We start from the raw sequence: 17,748 nt of genomic DNA, 5'->3' as shown, positions 1-17,748 counted from the left end.
CATTCCATGAAATACCTGGCGGGCTACCCGGCACCCTTGCTGGAGCAGGTCCGCCAGCTCATCGCCGAAGACAGGCTCGGCGCCCTCCTCGGCCAGCGCTACCCGGACGGCGTGCACGACATCCAGACCGACCGGGCGCTCTACGGCTACGTGAGCGAACTCAAGGGCGAATTCATGCGCAAGGCCGAGCCGCTGTCGAAGGTGATGTTCGACAACAAGCTGCACGTGATCCGCAACGCGCTGGGCACCCACACCACCGTGTCGCGTGTGCAGGGCGGCAAGCTCAAGGCCAAGCGGGAAATCCGGGTCGCGAGCCTGTTCAAGGAAGTGCCGCTGGCGTGGCTGAGGATGATTGTTGTGCACGAGTTGGCACATATGAAGGAACGTGAGCATGACAAGGCGTTCTATGCGCTGTGCAGGCACATGGAGCCGGACTATCATCGCCTCGAGTTCGATCTCCGGCTGTACCTGGAGCACTTGGGCATGGGAGGAAAGCGCTTGTGGGCGAATGCGGCAGCAGCCTCTTCACCCGGCCAGGGTTGACTTCGCGCAGCGAGTGTTCCAGTCCCCCGAGCTTCAGCCGCAAAGCCAACCCAACGCAGCCAGGCTCATGTCACATCCTCAACAACGATTCTTCGTCGCCGGCGTGAAGCAGTTCCTGCCTTCCTACTTCACCGGTCGGTCGGTGATCGAGATCGGCAGCCTCAATCTCAACGGTTCGGTTCGCGAGTTCTTCCAGGACTGCAGCTATCTCGGCCTCGATGTAGGGGAAGGCCCGGACGTCGACCTCGTCTGCCACGGTGAAAACCATGGCGGCGCCGCGAATGGCACGGACGTCGTCATCTCGTGCGAGGCCATGGAGCACAACCCACAGTGGAAGAAAACCTGGCTCAACATGCTGCGACTGGTGAAGGACGACGGCCTCGTCGTCATGACCTGCGCCACACCGGGACGGCGCCAGCATGGCACCGTGGAGTTCAACCCCTCCGACTCGCCGCTGACCATCGGCAAGAGCCAGAACTACTACCGGAATCTCGCGGCCTCCGATTTCACGGAACTGCTCCAGCACGACGCCTGGTTCTCGGTATGGGGCTTCTTCGAAGACCGCAGCAGCCACGACCTGTACTTCTTCGGCGTGGGCAAGGAGGCCGGTGACGAAACCCGCGCGCAGGCACTGCAGCTGCATGCCGCGCTGAAGGACCACTACCACAAGGTCAACGTGCTAGGCCACTACTGACGGCCCTTGCCCGTGCACTGCGCCCCATGACGACACTGCCCCGGCTCAACTTCACCTCGCTGTCCTCGCACGAAACCTGCGGCGACATCGTCGAAGCCTTCAGGCTGGCGGCGGAACGCCTCGGCTACCCGACCCGGTTCACCCACTGCTACATCGAGCCGGGTGAAATCAACATCCTGTTCTTCTTCTGGGATGTGCCATGGGAGCACATCGAGCAGCACCACCCCGACTGCATCGTCGTCAACTTCGAGCCGATGGTGCATGGCACCCATGCATGGAACGATCGCTATCTCGAAGTGCTCAAGCGCTGCTATCTCTGGGAATACAGCAAGACGAACTTCCAGCGGCATCGCCAGCTCGGCTACCGCAACGCGGACTATGTCGCGCTCGGCTGGGAGCCCGACGCCGCGGAAATCATGCCGCTGGAAGACATCCTCCCCGACGAGCAGCAGGACATCGACGTCGTTTTCTTCGGCTCGCTGACACGCCGGCGCATCGACATCCTCGAAGGACTGATGGCGCGCGGCCTGCGCGTCGAAGTCAACCGGGGGCGAGCCTGGACGCTGGAAGAGCGCAACGGCTTCATGCGGCGCGCGAAGATCGTGCTCAACCTCCACAACTGGGAAGAGTCGCGCATCGTCGAGGTGCCACGGCTGTCCATCCTGCTGCGGCATCGCAAGGCCGTGGTCTGCGAGTTGTACCCCGACAGCGAGATCGAGGCGTCGATCCGCAAGGCGGTGGTTGGAGCCCCCTACGAGAAGCTCATCGAGACGATCGAGCAGCTTCTTGCCGATGCACCCCGCCGGGCGAGACTCGAACGCGAAGGCCTGGCGATCTTCACCAGCGCGTTCGCAGCCCCTCTGGTGGGGCCGGCCATCGAGCGCTTCCTGAGCTGGCGCGCCCAGCAACCCGACCGCTTCGCCCTGCCGGCGACACCACCGCGTGTCACCCTCTGCCTGGCAGCCGGCGATTCGCTCGAAAGCCTGGAGCGCAGCCTTCGGACCTGGGCGGCCCAGACCGCGGTGGAGCTCCACCTGGTACTGGTCGCGCGCGCGGGCATCGCCGGCCTCGAGGCCGTGCTGGCGGGATCGGGCATCGCCAGTTCGCAGATGGTCGCCCTGCCCTTCGCGTTCGACCGAGCCACGGCCCGCAACCTTGCATTCGCGCATGCGCAAGGCGACTACGTCGTCTTCGCCGACGTCGACGACGTTCCAGCGCCGCAACGCCTGCAGCGCCAGGCCGCGCTGCTTCAGGCTTGCCCCGGCATCGACATCGTCGGCTCCTGGTGCGAGACGCAGGAGGGCCCTTTCGAGTTCTCCGAGCGGCATCAGGACATCCTCGTGGAGTTCTTCGGCCCGCGCCCCTTGCTACTGTCGGCCTGCATGTTGCGCCGCAGCTTCATGGAGCGCAGCGGCGTGCGCCACGATCCCGAGTTCACGGCGCACGACGACTTCCACATGCTTTGCAAGAGCGCAGCCGCCGGCGCGCGCTTTGCGGTGATCCCAGAGCTTCTTCACAAGCCGGCCACTCCGACCGGTTCCGCCGATGCGGCCCGCGCGGCCACGCTGGCATCGCGGGCGCGGGCGCTGGTTCTGGCCCATCTGCTGCCCCAATCGAGCGTCGAGCATGTGCAGGAGATCGCCAAGCTCTACGACCTCTACTGGCCGCCGGTGCTCGACTTCGCGGAGAAGCTGCTGCTGGTCCTCGCGCGCGCGAGCTTCAGGCCAGCCGCGGCACCGGAGCTGCAGCTGGTCGAGCATGAAACGCTGACGCGCGCATTGCGGCACGAGGCCTTGCGGCTGCTTCAGATCTTTTTCAACGCGGGGCTGGCGGACAAGGAATGGCTGGAGCGGCAGTTCGCGGTGCCCGAGATCGCCCAGTTCCTCGCGCCGGCGTCCAGCCAGTTGCCGGTACGGATCTTCAGGCTGGAACCAGCACCGGCGGCCGCCGAGCCGCAGGCCGCGAACGGCTGACCGGCCCGCTCAGCGCAGGCGCTGCGAGAGCGCATCCATCGAGGCCATGTAGGCCGACCGATAGGGCTCGTCCAGATTGATGAAGTGCACCAGCAGGGTCTCGTCGGAAGCCAGGTGCGGTGGCGTGTTGATGCTGAGGTTGTCGACGATGCCGTGCTCGTTCACCAGCCCCGCTCCGGACAGCACTTCGTTGGTGTAGTACTGATCGCCCTGGCTGCTGTAGACCGCCGACTTGTCGTCGACCTCGCCGATGCGCTGCCAGATACGCGCCAGCAGCTCGGCGTTGCCCCGGGTATTCAGGAAGCCCATCACGCCCGAGTTGAACGACCAGCCGCCTACGTCCTTGGCGAGCAGCAGCTCACGCCCATCGAGCAAGGCGTCGATCCGGCGACTCTGGTTGAGGAAGAGCACGTCGGCGTCAATCCAGATCACCCACTTGTGATGCGCGATGTGCTGCTGCAGCAGCCAGCTGCGCACCCACGATCCGCCGATGCCGGTGTCGACGGCTTCTGGAATCGCACGGTACACGTGGTACGCGTAGCCGTGCCGGTCGCAATAGCGCTTCACGTTGTGCTCGGACACCCGCGCGTAGCTGCCGACGTGGTGCGTGTAGAGCGTGACGAAAGCGATGTCAGCACCGGCGTTGTAGCTCGACACCCGCTCTTCCGACAGAGCAGGATAAGCCGCAGGCTGCAGCACGGGCTGGCCGTGGATCAGTGCATTGTTGACCTGCGCCACGAGCATGTCCTGCAGGTTCTGGTCGTGAAGCAATGCCTCGCGCCATCCACCCTCGGGCGCCAGGATGGGCAGCGGCCCGAGGTTGACGACGAAGATGCGCGCCAGGAACCACTGCGGAATGCGCCACGACACGTTGGCGTAGATGTCGCCGACCATGGCATTGCAGCCGAGCAGGCCAGCCGGACGCAGCCGTGCGGCTTCGTCGACGGCGCGATTCACCAGAGCGATGACATAGCCTGCGTCGTCCATCAGTCCGAGCAGCATGGCGCGGTTGGCTGCCGTATTGCGCAGCACCATCATGTTGGTCATCGCCGGACCGGGTCGGTCACCGCTGGGAGGCCCTTCGACGACCAGCGAATCCCGTCCCTGCAGCAGCACTTCGACGGCCACCGGGTGGAACACCACGGAGTCGCCGTCGAGGAACAGCAGCCAGTCGTTCTCCGGCAGCGCGCGCAGGTGGCGCAGGATCTGGCTGTATTTCGCGCTGTCGCGCAACGCGGGGTGACGGATGCGATCGGCCTCGATCCACTGGTGCGGGTATCCGAACAGCCGGCAATAGTGCGCGTGATTGCGCAGCACGGCCTCGTCCTTGCGCTGGAAGAAACTGAGGCACAGCGGCATCAGCGACTACTCCGTCAGGCGATCGCGCGAGAGGGTGCGCCTGGCGCTGCAATACGGCGCCGAGCCCGCAAGCGCAGCCCATGGCAGCGCCGCCGTATCGGGAAGCAAGGCCCTGCGGCGCGCTTCGCTGTCCAGGTTGCCCATCCAGCGCCCTGCATCCCGGGCCGCAGCGAAGCCCTGCAGCAATCCGTCGAGCGGCGCGCCGTCGCCGATGCTCTGGTTGCACAACAGCGCCATGTCGCATCCGGCCGCCAGCGCCGCCAGCGCCGCATCGGCAAAGCTGAGCAATTCGCCATCGATGTAGCGCCCAGCCTCCATGCTCAGGTCATCGCTGAAAACCGCTCCCTCGAAGCCGATCCGCTGCCGGAGGGTCTCCTTCAGCCATTTGGCGGAAAACCCCGCCGGCCGCTTGTCCACCTTCGGATAGATCACATGCGCCGGCATCACGGCCGCGAGCGAGCCCGACAGCCAGTCGTAGGGCTTCGCGTCGTCGGCCAGGATGGCCTTGAGGCCGCGCTTGTCCACCGGGATCTCGACGTGCGAGTCGGCGTGCACGAAACCGTGTCCCGGAAAGTGCTTGCCGCAGTTGCGCATGCCCATCTGCAGCATGCCGTGCATCACGCTCTTGGCCAGCAGCGCGACCACGCGCGGGTCGCGGTGGAAGCTGCGGGTGCCGATGACGCTGCTGCCGCCGTAGTCCAGGTCGAGCACCGGTGCGAAGCTGAAGTCGACGCCGCAGGCACGCAGCTCGCCGGCCAGCACCTGCCCGACGGCCGTGGCGGCCTGGGTGGCGCGCATGGCGTCGCGCATCCAGAGTTCGCCGAGCGCGCGCATCGTCGGCAGGTGGGTGAAGCCGTCGGTGCGGAAGCGCTGCACGCGGCCGCCCTCGTGATCGACGCAGATCAGCAGGTCGGGCCGGATCGACTTGATCTCGGCATTGAGCGCGGTCATCTGCGCGCGGTCCTGCCAGTTGCGGGCGAAGTGGATCACGCCGCCGACGAGCGGGTCGGCGAGGCGACGGCGGTCGGCGTCTGTCAGCGCCGTGCCGGCAACGTCGATGATCAGCGGCGCATGGGGGCGGTCTTCTGCAAGCCCGGCGGTCATATCTATATCTTCTCCACCACCACGAAGCTCGCGGCGTATTCGGTTTCGTCGGTCACGGTCACGTGGGCCGTGAGGCCCTGGTCCTCGAACCACTCCTTCAGGGCGCCGTGCAGCACGATGACCGGCTTGCCGCTGCGCAGGTTGGCGATCTCGCACAGGCGCCAGCTCATGGGCATGCGCATGCCCAGCCCGATCGCCTTGCTGAAGGCCTCTTTGGCGGAAAAACGGGTAGCGAGGTAGCTCAGGCCGCGCTTCGGCCAACGCGCGCTGCGGGCCTGCCAGACCTTGAACTCGGCATCGCTCAGCACCTTGCGGGCAAAGCGTTCGCCCTGGCGCTCGAAGGTCGCGGCGATGCGACGCAGGTCGCAGATGTCGGTGCCAATGCCGTAGATCATGCGGCGACGGCGCTCATTGTTGTTGCTGTTGCTGCTGCTGGCTCGCCTCACGGATGCAGCGCAGGTAGTCGCGCGTGGCGGCCGTGTAGCCGAGCTCGAGCGCGTCGGCGACGAAGGCGTGGCCGATGGAAACCTCCTGCACGCCCGGCACGGCGCGCAGGAAGGCCGTGAGGTTGTCGCGGCTCAGGTCGTGCCCGGCGTTGACGCCTAGGCCTGCCGCCATGGCCGCGCGCGCCGTTTCGGCATAGCGCGCGAGCACGGTCTGCTCGTTCGGGGTGCCGCGGGAGGCGGCGTAGCCTTCGGTGTAGAGCTCGACCCGGTCAGCGCCCACGGTCTTGACGGCGGCCATCATCTCGGGAATCGGGTCCATGAACAGGCTGACGCGCACGCCCAGCGCCTTGGCTTCGGCGATCAGCGGGCGCAGACGCTCGGCGTCGTCGGGGAAGGTCCAGCCATGGTCGCTGGTCGACTGGGTCTCGCTGTCGGGCACAAAGGTGGCCTGGTGCGGCTTGAGCGCGCGCACGAAGTCCATCAGGTTCTGGAAGGGGTTGCCCTCGATGTTGAATTCGATGCCCGGCCAGTCCTTGGCGAGCAGCGCGGAAAGATCGCTCACGTCGTGCGCGCGGATGTGGCGTGCGTCCGGCCGCGGATGCACCGTGATGCCGTGGGCACCGGCGGCCAGGCAGGCCTGGGCGGCCTTCACCACGCTCGGAATGCCCAGGTGGCGTGTATTGCGCACCAGCGCGACCTTGTTGAGGTTGACGGACAGCGAGGTGGCGGCGCTGGCGCCGGCTTGGCCCGGAGTGCTCATAGTGCTTGCAGGTCTCTCATCATTTGCCGCGTTCGCAGCGTGGACACGCCGCAATGGTAGTTGAGCAAGGCGCGCAGCTGGTTTCGCAGGGCACTGTTGCTGCCGGCGTTCATGGTGGCAATTTCACGCAAGGTGGCGGTAAATGGCGCGCGGTCGTCCAGCACGGCCTGCAGGGCCTGCCAGTCGGCGCCGGTCAGCGCGGCCTCGTCGTCGCCGGCCTCGCGCAGGCCGGCCTCGGGCACGAGGCTGTAGCGCAGCCCGCCGGCGAGCGGCTCCAGCGTCAGGGTCTGGACGTCGAGCGACGGCAGCAGGCCGACTTCGCGCAGCAGCAGCAGCTCGAAGGCGCGCAGCGCGGCCGCCTGGGCCGTGGCCTGCGCGCCGCCGTGCTCGCTCGCCAGCACCTGCACGACGCCGGCGTAGGCATCGAACAGCGCCTCGTGGGCGTCGTCGCGCGCCAGCAGGCGCAGCAGCAGCTCGTTGACGTAGTAGCCCGACAGCAGCGCCTCGCCGGTCGGCATCACGTGGCCGCCCATCCATTCGGCGCCCTTGAGCGTGCGGATTTCGGCGTCGCCGCCGTAGTTGAGTTGCAATGGCTGCAGCGGCAGCAGCACCGGGCGGAAGTTGGAACTGGGCCGCTTCGCCCCCTTGGCCACGAGCGCGATGCGCCCGTGGTGGCGGGTGAAGACTTCGAGGATCAGGCTCGACTCGCTCCAGTCGTAGCGATGGAGGACGTAAGCCGGCTCGTGCGAAACGCGGTGGGTGGCCATGTCAGTGAGCAGTCGAGCATCGAGGCTTCAGGCCGGCAAACGTCGCGGCACCGGCTTTGCCGGGCCGCTGGCGTTGCCCCCTGCAAGGGGGTTTGCGGCTACGCGAAGCGAGCAAGCCTGGGGGTTTGCCTGTTTATTCGTAGCCGAAGGAACGCACGCGCGCTTCGTCGTCGGCCCAGCCGGAGCGCACCTTCACCCACAGCTCGAGGAACACCTTGGCATCGGCCAGCTTCTCGAGCTCGACGCGGGTTTCCATGCCAATGCGCTTGATGCGCTCGCCCTTGTCTCCGATCACCATGGCCTTGTGGCCGTCGCGCTCGACCACGATGGTGGCGGCGATGCGCAGCAGGCGCTTCTGGCCCTTCTTCTGGGGCGGCTCCTCGTCGAACTTGTCGATGACGACGGTGGAGGTGTAGGGCAGTTCGTCGCCGGTCAGGCGGAACAGCTTCTCGCGCACCAGCTCGCCGGCGAGGAACTTCTCGCTGCGGTCGGTCAGCTCGTCCTCGTCGTAGAACCAGGGCTGCTCGGGCAGGTACTTTTCGCAGATGCCGAACAGGCGCTCGACGTCCTTCGGGTTCTTGGCCGACATCGGCACGTATTCGGCGAACTCGTGCTTCTCCTGCATGCTCTTCAGCCAGGGCGCGATGTCGCCCCGGCGGTGCACGTTGTCGAGCTTGTTGGCCAGCAGTACCGTCGGAATGCCCTTGCCGAGCAGCTTGAGCACGCGCTCGTCGGCCTGGGTGAAGCTGCCGGCCTCGACCACGAACAGGATCAGGTCCACGTCGCCGACCGCGCCCTGCACGGTCTTGTTGAGCGACTTGTTCAGCGCGTTGGCGTGCAGGGTCTGGAAGCCCGGCGTGTCGACGAACACGAACTGCGTGGCGCCCAGCGTGCGCATGCCGGTGATGCGGTGGCGCGTGGTCTGCGCCTTGCGCGAGGTGATGCTGATCTTCTGGCCGACCAGGGCGTTGAGCAGCGTCGACTTGCCCACGTTGGGCTTGCCGACGATGGCGATGAGGCCGCAGTGCTGGGGGCCTTGGTGGCCTTGGGAACCAGCGGCCCCCTCGCCGCCTTCGGCGTCTTCGGGTTCCGCTACGGGATTGATAGCATCGTTCATTCTGGATTTCACGCGCCGCCGCGTGCCTTGAGCCGGATCAACATGGCCGCCGCGGCAGCCTGCTCGCCGGCGCGGCGCGAGCCGCCGATGCCGCGTTCGCGAAAGCCCAGCTCGGGCACCTCGCACTCGACATCGAAAGTCTGCTTGTGCGCCGCGCCCAGTGTGGCGGCCACGCGGTACACCGGCAGCTTCATTTTGTGACCCTGCAGCCATTCCTGCAATTCGGTCTTCGGGTCCTTGGCCGCGGCTTCCATGCGCGGGTTGATCTCGACCGACTCGTAGAGCCGGTGCACCAGCGCCTGGGCGGCGGCGAAGCCCGCATCGAGATAAACGGCACCGATCAGTGCTTCCAGCGCATCGGCCAGGATCGACGGCCGGTTCGGCCCGCCCGAGCGCGCTTCGCCTTCGCCGAGCCGCAGCAGCGGCGACAGTGCCAGACCTACGGCCAGGCGATGCAGGGTGTCCTGTTTGACAAGGTTGGCCCGCACGCGCGAAAGGTCGCCCTCGGGCAGCGCCGACAGGCGCTGGTAGAGCAGGTGCGAGACCGCCAGGTTCAGCACCGAGTCGCCGAGGAATTCGAGGCGCTCGTTGTGGTCGGCCGAGAAGCTGCGGTGCGTGAGCGCGAGCTGCAGCAGCCGCGGGTCGGAGAAGGTGTGCTGCAGGCGCGCCTGCAACGCGGCCAGGCTGCCGTCCACCTTTTTGGGTGCCGTGTTCAGCGGGTTTCGCCCTTGTACTTGAGCGTGAGGTAGGCCGGGCCGAAGAGCGGGATCTCGCGCTCGTACGAGTACGAAACCACCACCTTGTCGCCGACCTTCTTGATTTCGAGGTCCTTGCCGCTGACCGACTTGAAGTCGTCGATGGCCTGGGCGCGATCGAAGATGGCGCGCACCTCGGGCACCGTGGTGCCCTCCTTGGCCTTGTTTGCGGCCTTGTCGATGGCCTGCCATTCGATCAGCGTCGGAATGACCTGTGCGATGACCACGCCCAGGCACCCGAGCACGGCCGCGACGAACACCAAGCCGATGAACGAAATGCCACGTTGCTGCGCAGCGCTGCTGCGAACGGACCGATGTGCTCTCATGCCCTCATACCCCTCGAACTGTGCTTGCGATGAACGCTTGTTTATTGAAACGGACCGATGCGTCCCAGGTCGCCGAAATTCATCCAGACGAAGAAGGCCCTGCCCACGATGTTCTTGTCCGGCACGAATCCCCAGAAACGCGAGTCGGCCGAATTATCGCGGTTGTCGCCCATCATGAAATAGTTGCCAGGCGGCACCTTGCAGACAACGCCTTCGACCGAGTAGCGGCAGTTTTCGCGGAACGGGAAGTCGCTGGCGCCGGGCACGAATGCCGGCGAGGCATCGTCGTTGAGGATCTTGTGCTGCTTGCCGCCCAAGTTCTCGTCGAACTGCTTGAGCAGGCGCATCGATTCGCCGTCGAGGTAGTCAGCGGCAGCCACCTTGGAAACCGGCTGGCCGTTGATCGTGAGCTTCTTGTTCAGGTAGGCGACCTCGTCGCCCGGAATGCCGACCACGCGCTTGATGTAGTCCATGCTCGGCTTGGGCGGGTAGCGGAACACCACCACGTCGCCGCGCGCCAGCGGCGTGCCTTCGGTGATCTTGGTGTTGATGACCGGCAGGCGCAGGCCGTAGGTGAACTTGTTGACCAGGATCAGGTCGCCGGTCAGCAGCGTGGGCATCATCGAGCCCGACGGGATCTTGAAGGGCTCGTAGAGGAACGAGCGCAGCAGGAACACCACCAGGATCACCGGGAACAGGCCGGCGGTCCAGTCGAGCCACCAGGGCTGCATCAGCAGCCGCTCGCTCGCCTTGGCGTCGACCGTGTCGACCTGGTTGATGCCCTGCCCCGCCAGGCGCGCATTGCGCTCGGCCAGCGAGGCTTCGAGCTTCGCGGCGGCCTGCTCGCGCCGGGGCAGGAAGTAGAAGCGCTCGGCCAGCCAGTAGAGGCCGGTGACCACCGTCGCCAGGAACAGCAGCAAGGCGAAGTTGCCCTCGATCACGTTGAAGTACCAGGCGCCGACGTAGGCGGCGAAGGCCGCGAGGACCAGGGAGGTGATGAATGCCATTTTTCGATCAGTCTTCGACTTGCAGGATCGCGAGGAAGGCCTCTTGCGGGACCTCGACGGAGCCGATCTGCTTCATTCTTTTCTTGCCCGCCTTCTGCTTCTCGAGCAGCTTCTTCTTGCGGGTGATGTCGCCGCCGTAGCACTTCGCCAGAACGTTCTTGCGAAGGGCCTTGATTGTCTCACGCGCAATGATGTTGGCCCCGATGGCCGCCTGGATCGCGACGTCGTACATCTGGCGCGAGATGATCTCGCGCATCTTCGAGACCACCGCGCGGCCGCGGAACTGCGACTGGCTGCGGTGCACGATGATCGACAGCGCGTCTACCTTGTCGCCGTTGAGCAGGATGTCGACCTTCACCACGTCGGAGGCGCGGTACTCCTTGAACTCATAGTCCATCGAGGCGTAGCCGCGGCTCACCGATTTGAGCTTGTCGAAGAAGTCGAGCACGATCTCGCCGAGCGGCATCTCGTAGGTCAGCATGACCTGGCGGCCGTGGTAGGCCATGTTGATCTGCACGCCGCGCTTCTGGTTGGCCAGCGTCATCACCGGGCCGACGTAGTCCTGAGGCATGTAGAGATGCACCGTGACGATCGGCTCGCGGATTTCGGCCATGCGGCCGATGTCGGGCATCTTGGACGGGTTCTCGACCATGATGACCTCGCCGTCGTTCTTGAGCACCTGGTAGACCACGCTCGGCGCGGTCGTGATCAGGTCCTGGTCGAACTCGCGCTCCAGGCGCTCCTGCACGATCTCCATGTGCAGCAGGCCGAGGAAGCCGCAGCGGAAGCCGAAGCCCAGCGCCTGGCTGACCTCGGGCTCGTAGTGCAGCGAGGCGTCGTTCAGCTTGAGCTTCTCGAGCGCGTCGCGCAGCGAGTCGTACTCGCTGGCCTCGGTCGGGTAGAGCCCGGCAAAGACCTGCGGCTGGATTTCCTTGAAGCCCGGCAGCGGCTCGGTGGCGGTGAAGGCCGCGCCGCCAGTGCCCCCTTTGATCAGCGTGACGGTGTCGCCCACCTTGGCCGCCTGCAACTCCTTGATGCCGGCGATGATGTAGCCCACCTCGCCTGCCTCGAGCGCTTCGCGCGGCTGGTTGGCGGGCGTGAACACGCCGAGGTTGTCGGCGTTGTAGCTCGCGCCGGTCGCCATCATCTTGATGCGGTCGCCCTTGGCGAGGCGGCCGTCGACCACGCGCACCAGCATCACCACGCCGACGTAGGCGTCGAACCAGCTGTCGATGATCATCGCGCGCAGCGCGCCCTCGGGATTGCCGCGCGGCGCCGGCACCTTCGCGACGATCGCCTCGAGGATCTCGTCGATGCCCATGCCGGTCTTCGCCGAGCATGGGATCGCATCGCTCGCGTCGATGCCGATCACGTCCTCGATCTCGGCCTTCGCCGTGTCGGGGTCGGCCTGCGGCAGGTCCATCTTGTTGAGCACCGGCACCACCTCGACGCCGAGGTCGAGCGCGGTGTAGCAGTTGGCCACCGTCTGCGCTTCGACGCCCTGCGATGCATCGACGACGAGCAGCGCGCCTTCGCATGCGGACAGCGAGCGGCTCACTTCATACGAGAAGTCGACGTGGCCCGGCGTGTCGATCAGATTGAGGTTGTAGACCTTGCCGTCGAGCGCCTTGTACTGCAGCGCAGCCGTCTGCGCCTTGATGGTTATCCCACGCTCTTTTTCGATGTCCATCGAGTCGAGGACCTGCGCTTCCATCTCGCGCTCCGCGAGGCCGCCGCAACGTTGGATCAAACGGTCTGCGAGCGTCGACTTGCCATGGTCGATGTGCGCAATGATCGAAAAATTTCTGATGTGATTCATCAACGGGAACGCTTAAGTACTTGAATTGGCTCGTACGCAGAGTGCTACAGGCAAGAAAAAAGGGCGCGTCTTCTGGAGACGCGCCCTGAACCAACAAGCAATGGCAACTGCAGTAGTTGGAGCTTCATTGTAGGCAAAAAGGGAAGCGCGTACATCCGGGAACGGGGTCCAAAAGGGTCGTTGCAGGTCCACAACATCAAAGATACAAACAGGTTATCCACAGGATCGGTGGAGCAGTTACTGAACAACTTGTGGGCGATCTGTGGAGCACCGGTGGACTGCCATCTGACATCCCGCATGGTGAAGGTCGGGGCATTCCTTATGCGCCGACCAGCCGCCGAGAGTGCCTTATTCTACCGAAAACCGTCCTTAGCCCTTTTGAAAGTTAGTGGACGCAAACCAAAATCAGTGTTTTCAGTCCGCCGGATTTTTTTGGAGGCCGGCGCCGGAACGTCGTAAACACCTCAAAAAAACGGCCCCAAACCCGACTACCGGGTGGGGCCACTTGACGCCAGAGCCGGTCAGCGTGTCTGCCGGATCAGCGCGTACTGCGCCCAGTCGCCACGGCGGAAGAGCACGCTGAGCGGCTTGCTCTTGTCGGACTTGGCAACGGCCGACTCGAACTCCCGCGCGTTCGATACATCGACATTGCCGACAGCCATGATGATGTCGCCCTCGCGCAGGCCCGCACGGGCCGCGGCGTCGCTGGCTGCATCGACCTTCACGCCGCCCTTCACCTTCAGCTCCTTCTTCTGCGCATCGGTGAGGTCGCTCACGGCCAGGCCCAGCGACTTGGCGGCGGCGGATGCCGGCGGCTTCTGCGCCGGCTCGTCGCGATCGCTCGCACGCTTGCTGGGCTTGTCGGGCTCGATCTCGGCGATGGTCACGCTGAGGTCGCGCGAGGCGCCGCGCCGGAACACGGTGAGCGTGCTCTTCGTGCCCGGCTTGGTGTTGCCCACCAGGCGCGGCAGGTCGCTCGGCTTCTCGATGGCCTTGCCGTCGAACTTGGTGATCACGTCGCCCGGCTCCACGCCGGCCTTCTCGCCCGGCGAGCCCGCCTCGACGCCGCGCACCAGCGCGCCCTGCGGCTTGCCCAGGCCGATGGCCTCGGCCACGTCCTTCGTGACCTGGTCGATCTGCACGCCGATGCGGCCACGCGAAACGCGGCCCGACGTGCGCAGCTGGTCGCTCACGCGGATCGCCTCGTCGATCGGAATCGAGAACGAGATGCCCATGAAGCCGCCCGAGCGCGAGTAGATCTGGCTGTTGATGCCGACCACCTCGCCGCGCATGTTGATGAGCGGGCCACCCGAATTGCCCGGGTTGATGGCCACGTCGGTCTGGATGAACGGCAGGTATTCGCCGGTGTCGCGCTGCTTGGCGCTCACGATGCCGGCGGTGACGGTGTTCTCGAGGCCGAAGGGCGAGCCGATGGCCATCACCCACTCGCCCACGCGCAGCCTGGAGATGTCGCCGACCTTCACCGCCGGCAGGCCGGTCGCCTCGATCTTCACGACGGCGACGTCGGTGCGCTTGTCGGCGCCGACGATCTTGGCCTTGAACTCGCGCTTGTCGGGCAACGTGACCAACACCTCGGAGGCGTCTTCGACCACGTGCGCATTGGTCATCACGTAGCCGTCGGGCGTGAGGATGAAGCCGGAGCCCACACCACGCGGACGCTCTTCTTCCTGCGGCTGCTGCGGACGGTTCTGGCGCGGCCCCTGTCGCGGCTGGCCCGGCAGCGGCTGGCCGAAGAAGCGGCGGAAGAACTCCTGCATTTCCTCGTCCATCTCGCCGTTGCCGCCGCGCTGCGCCACCTTCTCGACGGTGCGGATGTTGACGACGGAGGGACCGACCTGATCGACCAGATCGGTGAAGTCGGGCAGCGTGCGCGTCTGCGCGTGAACAGGCTCGACGGGAAGGAATGTGGCGCTGGCGGTCAGTGCGAGTGCGCATGCCAGCAGGCCGGAACGAAACTTGTGTCCCTCGACTTTGAAGATCATCGGCTTTCTTTCAAAAGAACAGAGCGGCGAAAAACAGGTCTATGAGTCTGCTGCGCGGGCTTGGTTCAGCGCAATTGGCGCTTCTCGGGCCCGTCAGCGCGTGCGCGCGAGGCTTTGTGCGAATGCGTTGAGCGTCTGCTGGGGCACTTCGCCGACCGCGGTCAGCCACCAGTCGCTGGCCGGCTCGGGCAAGCGGCGGCGGATCGCGTTGGTCGCGCCGATGGTCAGCACGCCGTCGCGGGGCGAGCGCGCGGGGTCGTAGCGTTCGATGAAGAGAGATACCGAGGCCAGGCCGTCGGAGAAGGTCCACTGGACGGTGGCGGCATCCTGCTGCTTTACCTTGCCGCCGTCGTCACCCGTCGTGGGACGACGGAAGAAGCTTCGGGGCTTGAATCCGGCCACGGGCGTGCGCAGGGTCCAGCCTTCATCCTGCGCGTTGCTGCGTTCGAGTTCGAGCTTCTCGACCCGGTATCCCGCGGTGTTGGACATCATCTGCGCGAGCGCCTGCGCCTTCACCGGCGCATCGAGCTGCAGTTCGGAAAAAGCCGACTGCTCCACCACGCGGGAGTCGCTGTCGACGGTCTGCAGTTTCACCACGAGGCCCGAGCGGCGCTCGCTCCAGATGCGATAGCCGAAGCGCAATCCGTCATGCGGCACCAGCTGCACCACGTCGGCATCGAAGCCGGCGACGCGGTCCTTGCCGATCGCGCGCACGTCGTAGAAATCGCCGATCGAGGAATCGGGCTTGTCCGGCAGATTCGGGAAGAGATCGAGGTTCTCGCGCTTCTCGACCTTCACCACCTTCGCCTCCGGCAGGAAGGTCATGACGTTGCGATTGCGCCGGAAGGTGGAGCGCGGCGGCCCCGTCAGGGCTTCGATGCGCTCGATCTGGTGTTCGCCGTCGCGCACATGCCAGATGCGCGCGCTCGAAAGGTCGCCGCCCGGCGCCGACACCACGAAGGTGCCCACGTAGTTGCGCTGGCGGGCGCCGGTGTGCATGCGCTGCAGCCACTCCGTGACGCTCATCGCGGGCGGCTCGTCCGTCTGCGCGGTTGCCGCACTCTTCGCATTCGCGGTGCCCGAGCGGGTCTGCGCGGTGGCAGCCTGCGCGAGGCAGAAGGCAGCAAATACAAGCACGAAGGCGCGTGCGGAGAACGGCATCGGAACGGTCATTACGGGCGGCTACGGGTGCTGCTCGCGCTCATCAGCGCGTCGGGCCCTCGAAAGTGGCGTTGCGCAGGAAGCCGGAGGGCATTTGCGAAGCGCCGCCGGCCTGCTGGTGCGCTTCGAGGAGTTGATCCAGGCGCGGGTCGCGCAGCATGACCTGCGGATTGCCGTTGCCCACGATCACGCGGGTCGGGGTCAGCGTGTTGCCGACGGCCTGGGGGGCGTTGACCGCGGCCGCGGCAAGCACCGAGTTCACGGCCGGTGCCGGCTGCTGTTGCTGCTGCACCGAAGCCAGTTGAGCACCGCCTTGCTGCGGCACGGCCGAGCCGTTGCCGACCAGGGTCCAGCTGATGGCGGCAACGGCCATCAGCGATGCGGCGCCGGCCACCAGCTTCCAGCGGAACACCGGCTCGTTGGCCGCTTCCGCCCTGCGCTGGAACGGCATGGTCGCGGCGACGGGCTCCGCCACCGGGGCCATCATCACCGGCTCTGCCGCCAGCCGCTGCTGGAAGCGCGCCAGGAAGGCCGAGGTATCGCTGCACGGCGAATGCGAACCCGAGCGCAGCACGTCGCCCACCACGTGGTAGGTCTGCCATGTCGCACGCGACTCGCCTTCGGCGCCGATCGCCTCGATGGCCTGAGCGAACGCCTCGCCCTGCAAATGACCATCCGCAAGTGCGGACACCTGTTCCCGAACCGTCATCGTCTGATTCATTTCATTCACCTGCTTACTACCAACGCTTGCCGGACTGGTTGTCCAGCAACGGCTTGACCCTGGCCGAAATGGCCTCGCGCGCCCGGAAAATCCGCGAACGCACCGTGCCGATAGGGCAATCCATGACCTCGGCAATCTCTTCGTAACTCATGCCCTCGATCTCACGCAGCGTGACCGCCTGCCGAAGTTCGGCAGGGAGCGCTTCCATGGCTGCCTCGACGGCGCCGGCGATTTCGTTCGCCGCCATGACCGATTCGGGGGTTTCGTCGCTGGTTGGTTCGTTTCCGGGACGGTAAGTTTCATCCTCATCCTCGGAAGAAGGCCTCAGAGCCGCCTCGGAGACGGTGGGATCGCGCTTCATGTCCACCAGCGCCTTCTTGGCGGTGTTGACGGCGATCCGGTAGAGCCAGGTATAGAACTGCGCCTCGCCGCGGAACTGGTGCAGGGCGCGGTAGGCGCGAATGAAGGTTTCCTGCGCGATGTCCTCGATCAGGTCGACATCGCGCACCATCCGCCCGATCAGGCGCTCGATGCGGCGCTGGTACTTGATGACCAGCAGCTCGAAGGCCTTCTGGTCACCTGCGACGGTGCGCTGGACCAGCTGGAAATCGACCTCGCCCGGACGCGCCGCCGCGGCGGGCGCGTCGTTCAGGCCGGAGTCCGGCGGCACGGGCGGGGAAGTGGTCATCGAAGAAGGTTCAGGGCGCGTCGGCCGGAGCTGTCGCGCGCCAGGGGTCGGCCGCAGGCGTGGCGGCCGGGGGGCGCGAATATACCGCGCGGCGCAGATCGCGCCAGCGCTCGGGCATGGCCCGCTGCTCGATCCAGATCCAGCGCCGGGCACGGCCCGGTTCGCTCAGGCGCAGCAGCATCAGCGACTGGAAGTCGAGCGCCACGGAGGCACGCGCGGCGTGCACGCCACGGGAGGCCTGATTGCCTGTCAGCGACCAGTAAAGGCCGTCGAAGTGCAGGACGCCCGCGCCTTCTTGCCGCAGGCCGAAACCCGCGGCAACGCCCGCGAACACGACACTGAGAACCAGCAGGAGATGACGCCATCCGATGCTATCGAAGAGATAGCAGGACGCACCCGCGCAAAGAGCCCCCAGCGCCCAGAGAACGACAAGAATCCGGGTTGCGCCACGCGAGCGCCCCACCGGATAGGTCACCGACGGCGCGCTGTGCATGACAGAGCGACG

At 66.0% G+C, this 17,748-nt stretch carries 18 protein-coding genes; 3 read left to right on the top strand and 15 right to left on the bottom strand.

Going from position 1 to position 17,748, the window contains the following annotated elements; translation table 11 throughout:
- Nucleotides 1-6: 6 nt before the first annotated feature.
- From EJP67_RS15780 to EJP67_RS15770, 3 genes are all read left to right on the top strand, one after another.
- Nucleotides 7-543 carry a YgjP-like metallopeptidase domain-containing protein gene (locus EJP67_RS15780; RefSeq protein ID WP_126022661.1) on the top strand — a complete coding sequence of 179 codons (537 nt, stop codon included), beginning with the start codon at nucleotides 7-9 and terminating at the stop codon, nucleotides 541-543.
- Nucleotides 544-610: 67 nt separating this feature from the next.
- Nucleotides 611-1,237, top strand: a complete 627-nt coding sequence (locus EJP67_RS15775) for a class I SAM-dependent methyltransferase (RefSeq protein ID WP_126022660.1) — start codon at nucleotides 611-613, stop codon at nucleotides 1,235-1,237.
- A gap of 26 nt (nucleotides 1,238-1,263) precedes the next feature.
- Nucleotides 1,264-3,210 (top strand): glycosyltransferase family A protein, encoded by a 1,947-nt coding sequence (locus EJP67_RS15770; protein WP_126022659.1) that lies wholly within the window; start codon nucleotides 1,264-1,266, stop codon nucleotides 3,208-3,210.
- A gap of 9 nt (nucleotides 3,211-3,219) precedes the next feature.
- Here EJP67_RS15770 and EJP67_RS15765 read toward each other — a convergent pair whose 3' ends face one another.
- From EJP67_RS15765 to EJP67_RS15695, 15 genes are all read right to left on the bottom strand, one after another.
- Nucleotides 3,220-4,569, bottom strand: a complete 1,350-nt coding sequence (locus EJP67_RS15765; protein WP_126022658.1) for a glycosyltransferase family protein — start codon at nucleotides 4,567-4,569, stop codon at nucleotides 3,220-3,222.
- A gap of 6 nt (nucleotides 4,570-4,575) precedes the next feature.
- Nucleotides 4,576-5,673 carry a beta-N-acetylhexosaminidase gene (gene nagZ, locus EJP67_RS15760; RefSeq protein ID WP_126022657.1) on the bottom strand — a complete coding sequence of 366 codons (1,098 nt, stop codon included), beginning with the start codon at nucleotides 5,671-5,673 and terminating at the stop codon, nucleotides 4,576-4,578.
- A 2-nt stretch (nucleotides 5,674-5,675) separates the two neighbouring features.
- Nucleotides 5,676-6,068, bottom strand: coding sequence for a holo-ACP synthase (gene acpS / locus EJP67_RS15755; protein ID WP_126022656.1), 393 nt, complete (start codon nucleotides 6,066-6,068; stop codon nucleotides 5,676-5,678).
- A 13-nt stretch (nucleotides 6,069-6,081) separates the two neighbouring features.
- Nucleotides 6,082-6,879, bottom strand: a complete 798-nt coding sequence (locus tag EJP67_RS15750; protein ID WP_126022655.1) for a pyridoxine 5'-phosphate synthase — start codon at nucleotides 6,877-6,879, stop codon at nucleotides 6,082-6,084.
- Entirely contained in the window at nucleotides 6,876-7,646 is a 771-nt protein-coding gene (gene recO, locus EJP67_RS15745; RefSeq protein ID WP_126022654.1) for a DNA repair protein RecO, read from the bottom strand. Before recO ends, EJP67_RS15750 begins: the two co-directional genes overlap by 4 nt.
- Before the next feature lie 133 nt (nucleotides 7,647-7,779).
- On the bottom strand, nucleotides 7,780-8,763 hold the full coding sequence (era, locus tag EJP67_RS15740; protein WP_126022653.1) for a GTPase Era: 984 nt from the start codon (nucleotides 8,761-8,763) through the stop codon (nucleotides 7,780-7,782).
- Between the two features lie 8 nt (nucleotides 8,764-8,771).
- Complete coding sequence (gene rnc / locus EJP67_RS15735) at nucleotides 8,772-9,458, bottom strand: ribonuclease III (protein WP_126022652.1); 687 nt, start codon at nucleotides 9,456-9,458, stop codon at nucleotides 8,772-8,774.
- Between the two features lie 17 nt (nucleotides 9,459-9,475).
- Nucleotides 9,476-9,844: a DUF4845 domain-containing protein gene (locus EJP67_RS15730; RefSeq protein WP_126022651.1), complete on the bottom strand. Its 369-nt coding sequence runs from the start codon at nucleotides 9,842-9,844 to the stop codon at nucleotides 9,476-9,478.
- Nucleotides 9,845-9,885: 41 nt separating this feature from the next.
- On the bottom strand, nucleotides 9,886-10,851 hold the full coding sequence (gene lepB, locus EJP67_RS15725) for a signal peptidase I (RefSeq protein WP_126022650.1): 966 nt from the start codon (nucleotides 10,849-10,851) through the stop codon (nucleotides 9,886-9,888).
- 7 nt (nucleotides 10,852-10,858) lie between these two features.
- On the bottom strand, nucleotides 10,859-12,670 hold the full coding sequence (gene lepA / locus EJP67_RS15720) for a translation elongation factor 4 (protein ID WP_126022649.1): 1,812 nt from the start codon (nucleotides 12,668-12,670) through the stop codon (nucleotides 10,859-10,861).
- A 521-nt stretch (nucleotides 12,671-13,191) separates the two neighbouring features.
- Entirely contained in the window at nucleotides 13,192-14,673 is a 1,482-nt protein-coding gene (locus EJP67_RS15715) for a DegQ family serine endoprotease (protein ID WP_126022648.1), read from the bottom strand.
- A gap of 93 nt (nucleotides 14,674-14,766) precedes the next feature.
- Nucleotides 14,767-15,846: a MucB/RseB C-terminal domain-containing protein gene (locus EJP67_RS15710; RefSeq protein ID WP_126022647.1), complete on the bottom strand. Its 1,080-nt coding sequence runs from the start codon at nucleotides 15,844-15,846 to the stop codon at nucleotides 14,767-14,769.
- Nucleotides 15,847-15,877: 31 nt separating this feature from the next.
- Nucleotides 15,878-16,555: a sigma-E factor negative regulatory protein gene (locus EJP67_RS15705; protein WP_126022646.1), complete on the bottom strand. Its 678-nt coding sequence runs from the start codon at nucleotides 16,553-16,555 to the stop codon at nucleotides 15,878-15,880.
- 16 nt (nucleotides 16,556-16,571) lie between these two features.
- The gene (rpoE, locus tag EJP67_RS15700; protein WP_126022645.1) at nucleotides 16,572-17,243 is read right to left on the bottom strand and encodes an RNA polymerase sigma factor RpoE; all 672 of its coding nucleotides are present in this window, start codon (nucleotides 17,241-17,243) and stop codon (nucleotides 16,572-16,574) included.
- Between the two features lie 10 nt (nucleotides 17,244-17,253).
- Nucleotides 17,254-17,736 (bottom strand): hypothetical protein, encoded by a 483-nt coding sequence (locus EJP67_RS15695; protein WP_126022644.1) that lies wholly within the window; start codon nucleotides 17,734-17,736, stop codon nucleotides 17,254-17,256.
- Between the last annotated feature and the right edge of the window lie 12 nt (nucleotides 17,737-17,748).

The organism is Variovorax guangxiensis (genome assembly GCF_003952165.1).
Classification (GTDB): Bacteria; Pseudomonadota; Gammaproteobacteria; order Burkholderiales; family Burkholderiaceae_C; genus Variovorax; species Variovorax guangxiensis.
This window is presented reverse-complemented; position numbering and strand designations above follow the sequence as displayed.

Coding starts and splice junctions, on each gene's coding strand:
- EJP67_RS15780 (WP_126022661.1), top strand. CDS start 7: ATGAAATACCTGGCGGGCTACCCGGCACCCTTGCTGGAGCAGGTCCGC.
- EJP67_RS15775 (WP_126022660.1), top strand. CDS start 611: ATGTCACATCCTCAACAACGATTCTTCGTCGCCGGCGTGAAGCAGTTC.
- EJP67_RS15770 (WP_126022659.1), top strand. CDS start 1,264: ATGACGACACTGCCCCGGCTCAACTTCACCTCGCTGTCCTCGCACGAA.
- EJP67_RS15765 (WP_126022658.1), bottom strand. CDS start 4,569: ATGCCGCTGTGCCTCAGTTTCTTCCAGCGCAAGGACGAGGCCGTGCTG.
- nagZ (WP_126022657.1), bottom strand. CDS start 5,673: ATGACCGCCGGGCTTGCAGAAGACCGCCCCCATGCGCCGCTGATCATC.
- acpS (WP_126022656.1), bottom strand. CDS start 6,068: ATGATCTACGGCATTGGCACCGACATCTGCGACCTGCGTCGCATCGCC.
- EJP67_RS15750 (WP_126022655.1), bottom strand. CDS start 6,879: ATGAGCACTCCGGGCCAAGCCGGCGCCAGCGCCGCCACCTCGCTGTCC.
- recO (WP_126022654.1), bottom strand. CDS start 7,646: ATGGCCACCCACCGCGTTTCGCACGAGCCGGCTTACGTCCTCCATCGC.
- era (WP_126022653.1), bottom strand. CDS start 8,763: ATGAACGATGCTATCAATCCCGTAGCGGAACCCGAAGACGCCGAAGGC.
- EJP67_RS15730 (WP_126022651.1), bottom strand. CDS start 9,844: ATGAGAGCACATCGGTCCGTTCGCAGCAGCGCTGCGCAGCAACGTGGC.
- lepB (WP_126022650.1), bottom strand. CDS start 10,851: ATGGCATTCATCACCTCCCTGGTCCTCGCGGCCTTCGCCGCCTACGTC.
- lepA (WP_126022649.1), bottom strand. CDS start 12,670: ATGAATCACATCAGAAATTTTTCGATCATTGCGCACATCGACCATGGC.
- EJP67_RS15715 (WP_126022648.1), bottom strand. CDS start 14,673: ATGATCTTCAAAGTCGAGGGACACAAGTTTCGTTCCGGCCTGCTGGCA.
- EJP67_RS15710 (WP_126022647.1), bottom strand. CDS start 15,846: ATGACCGTTCCGATGCCGTTCTCCGCACGCGCCTTCGTGCTTGTATTT.
- EJP67_RS15705 (WP_126022646.1), bottom strand. CDS start 16,555: ATGAATCAGACGATGACGGTTCGGGAACAGGTGTCCGCACTTGCGGAT.
- rpoE (WP_126022645.1), bottom strand. CDS start 17,243: ATGACCACTTCCCCGCCCGTGCCGCCGGACTCCGGCCTGAACGACGCG.
- EJP67_RS15695 (WP_126022644.1), bottom strand. CDS start 17,736: ATGCACAGCGCGCCGTCGGTGACCTATCCGGTGGGGCGCTCGCGTGGC.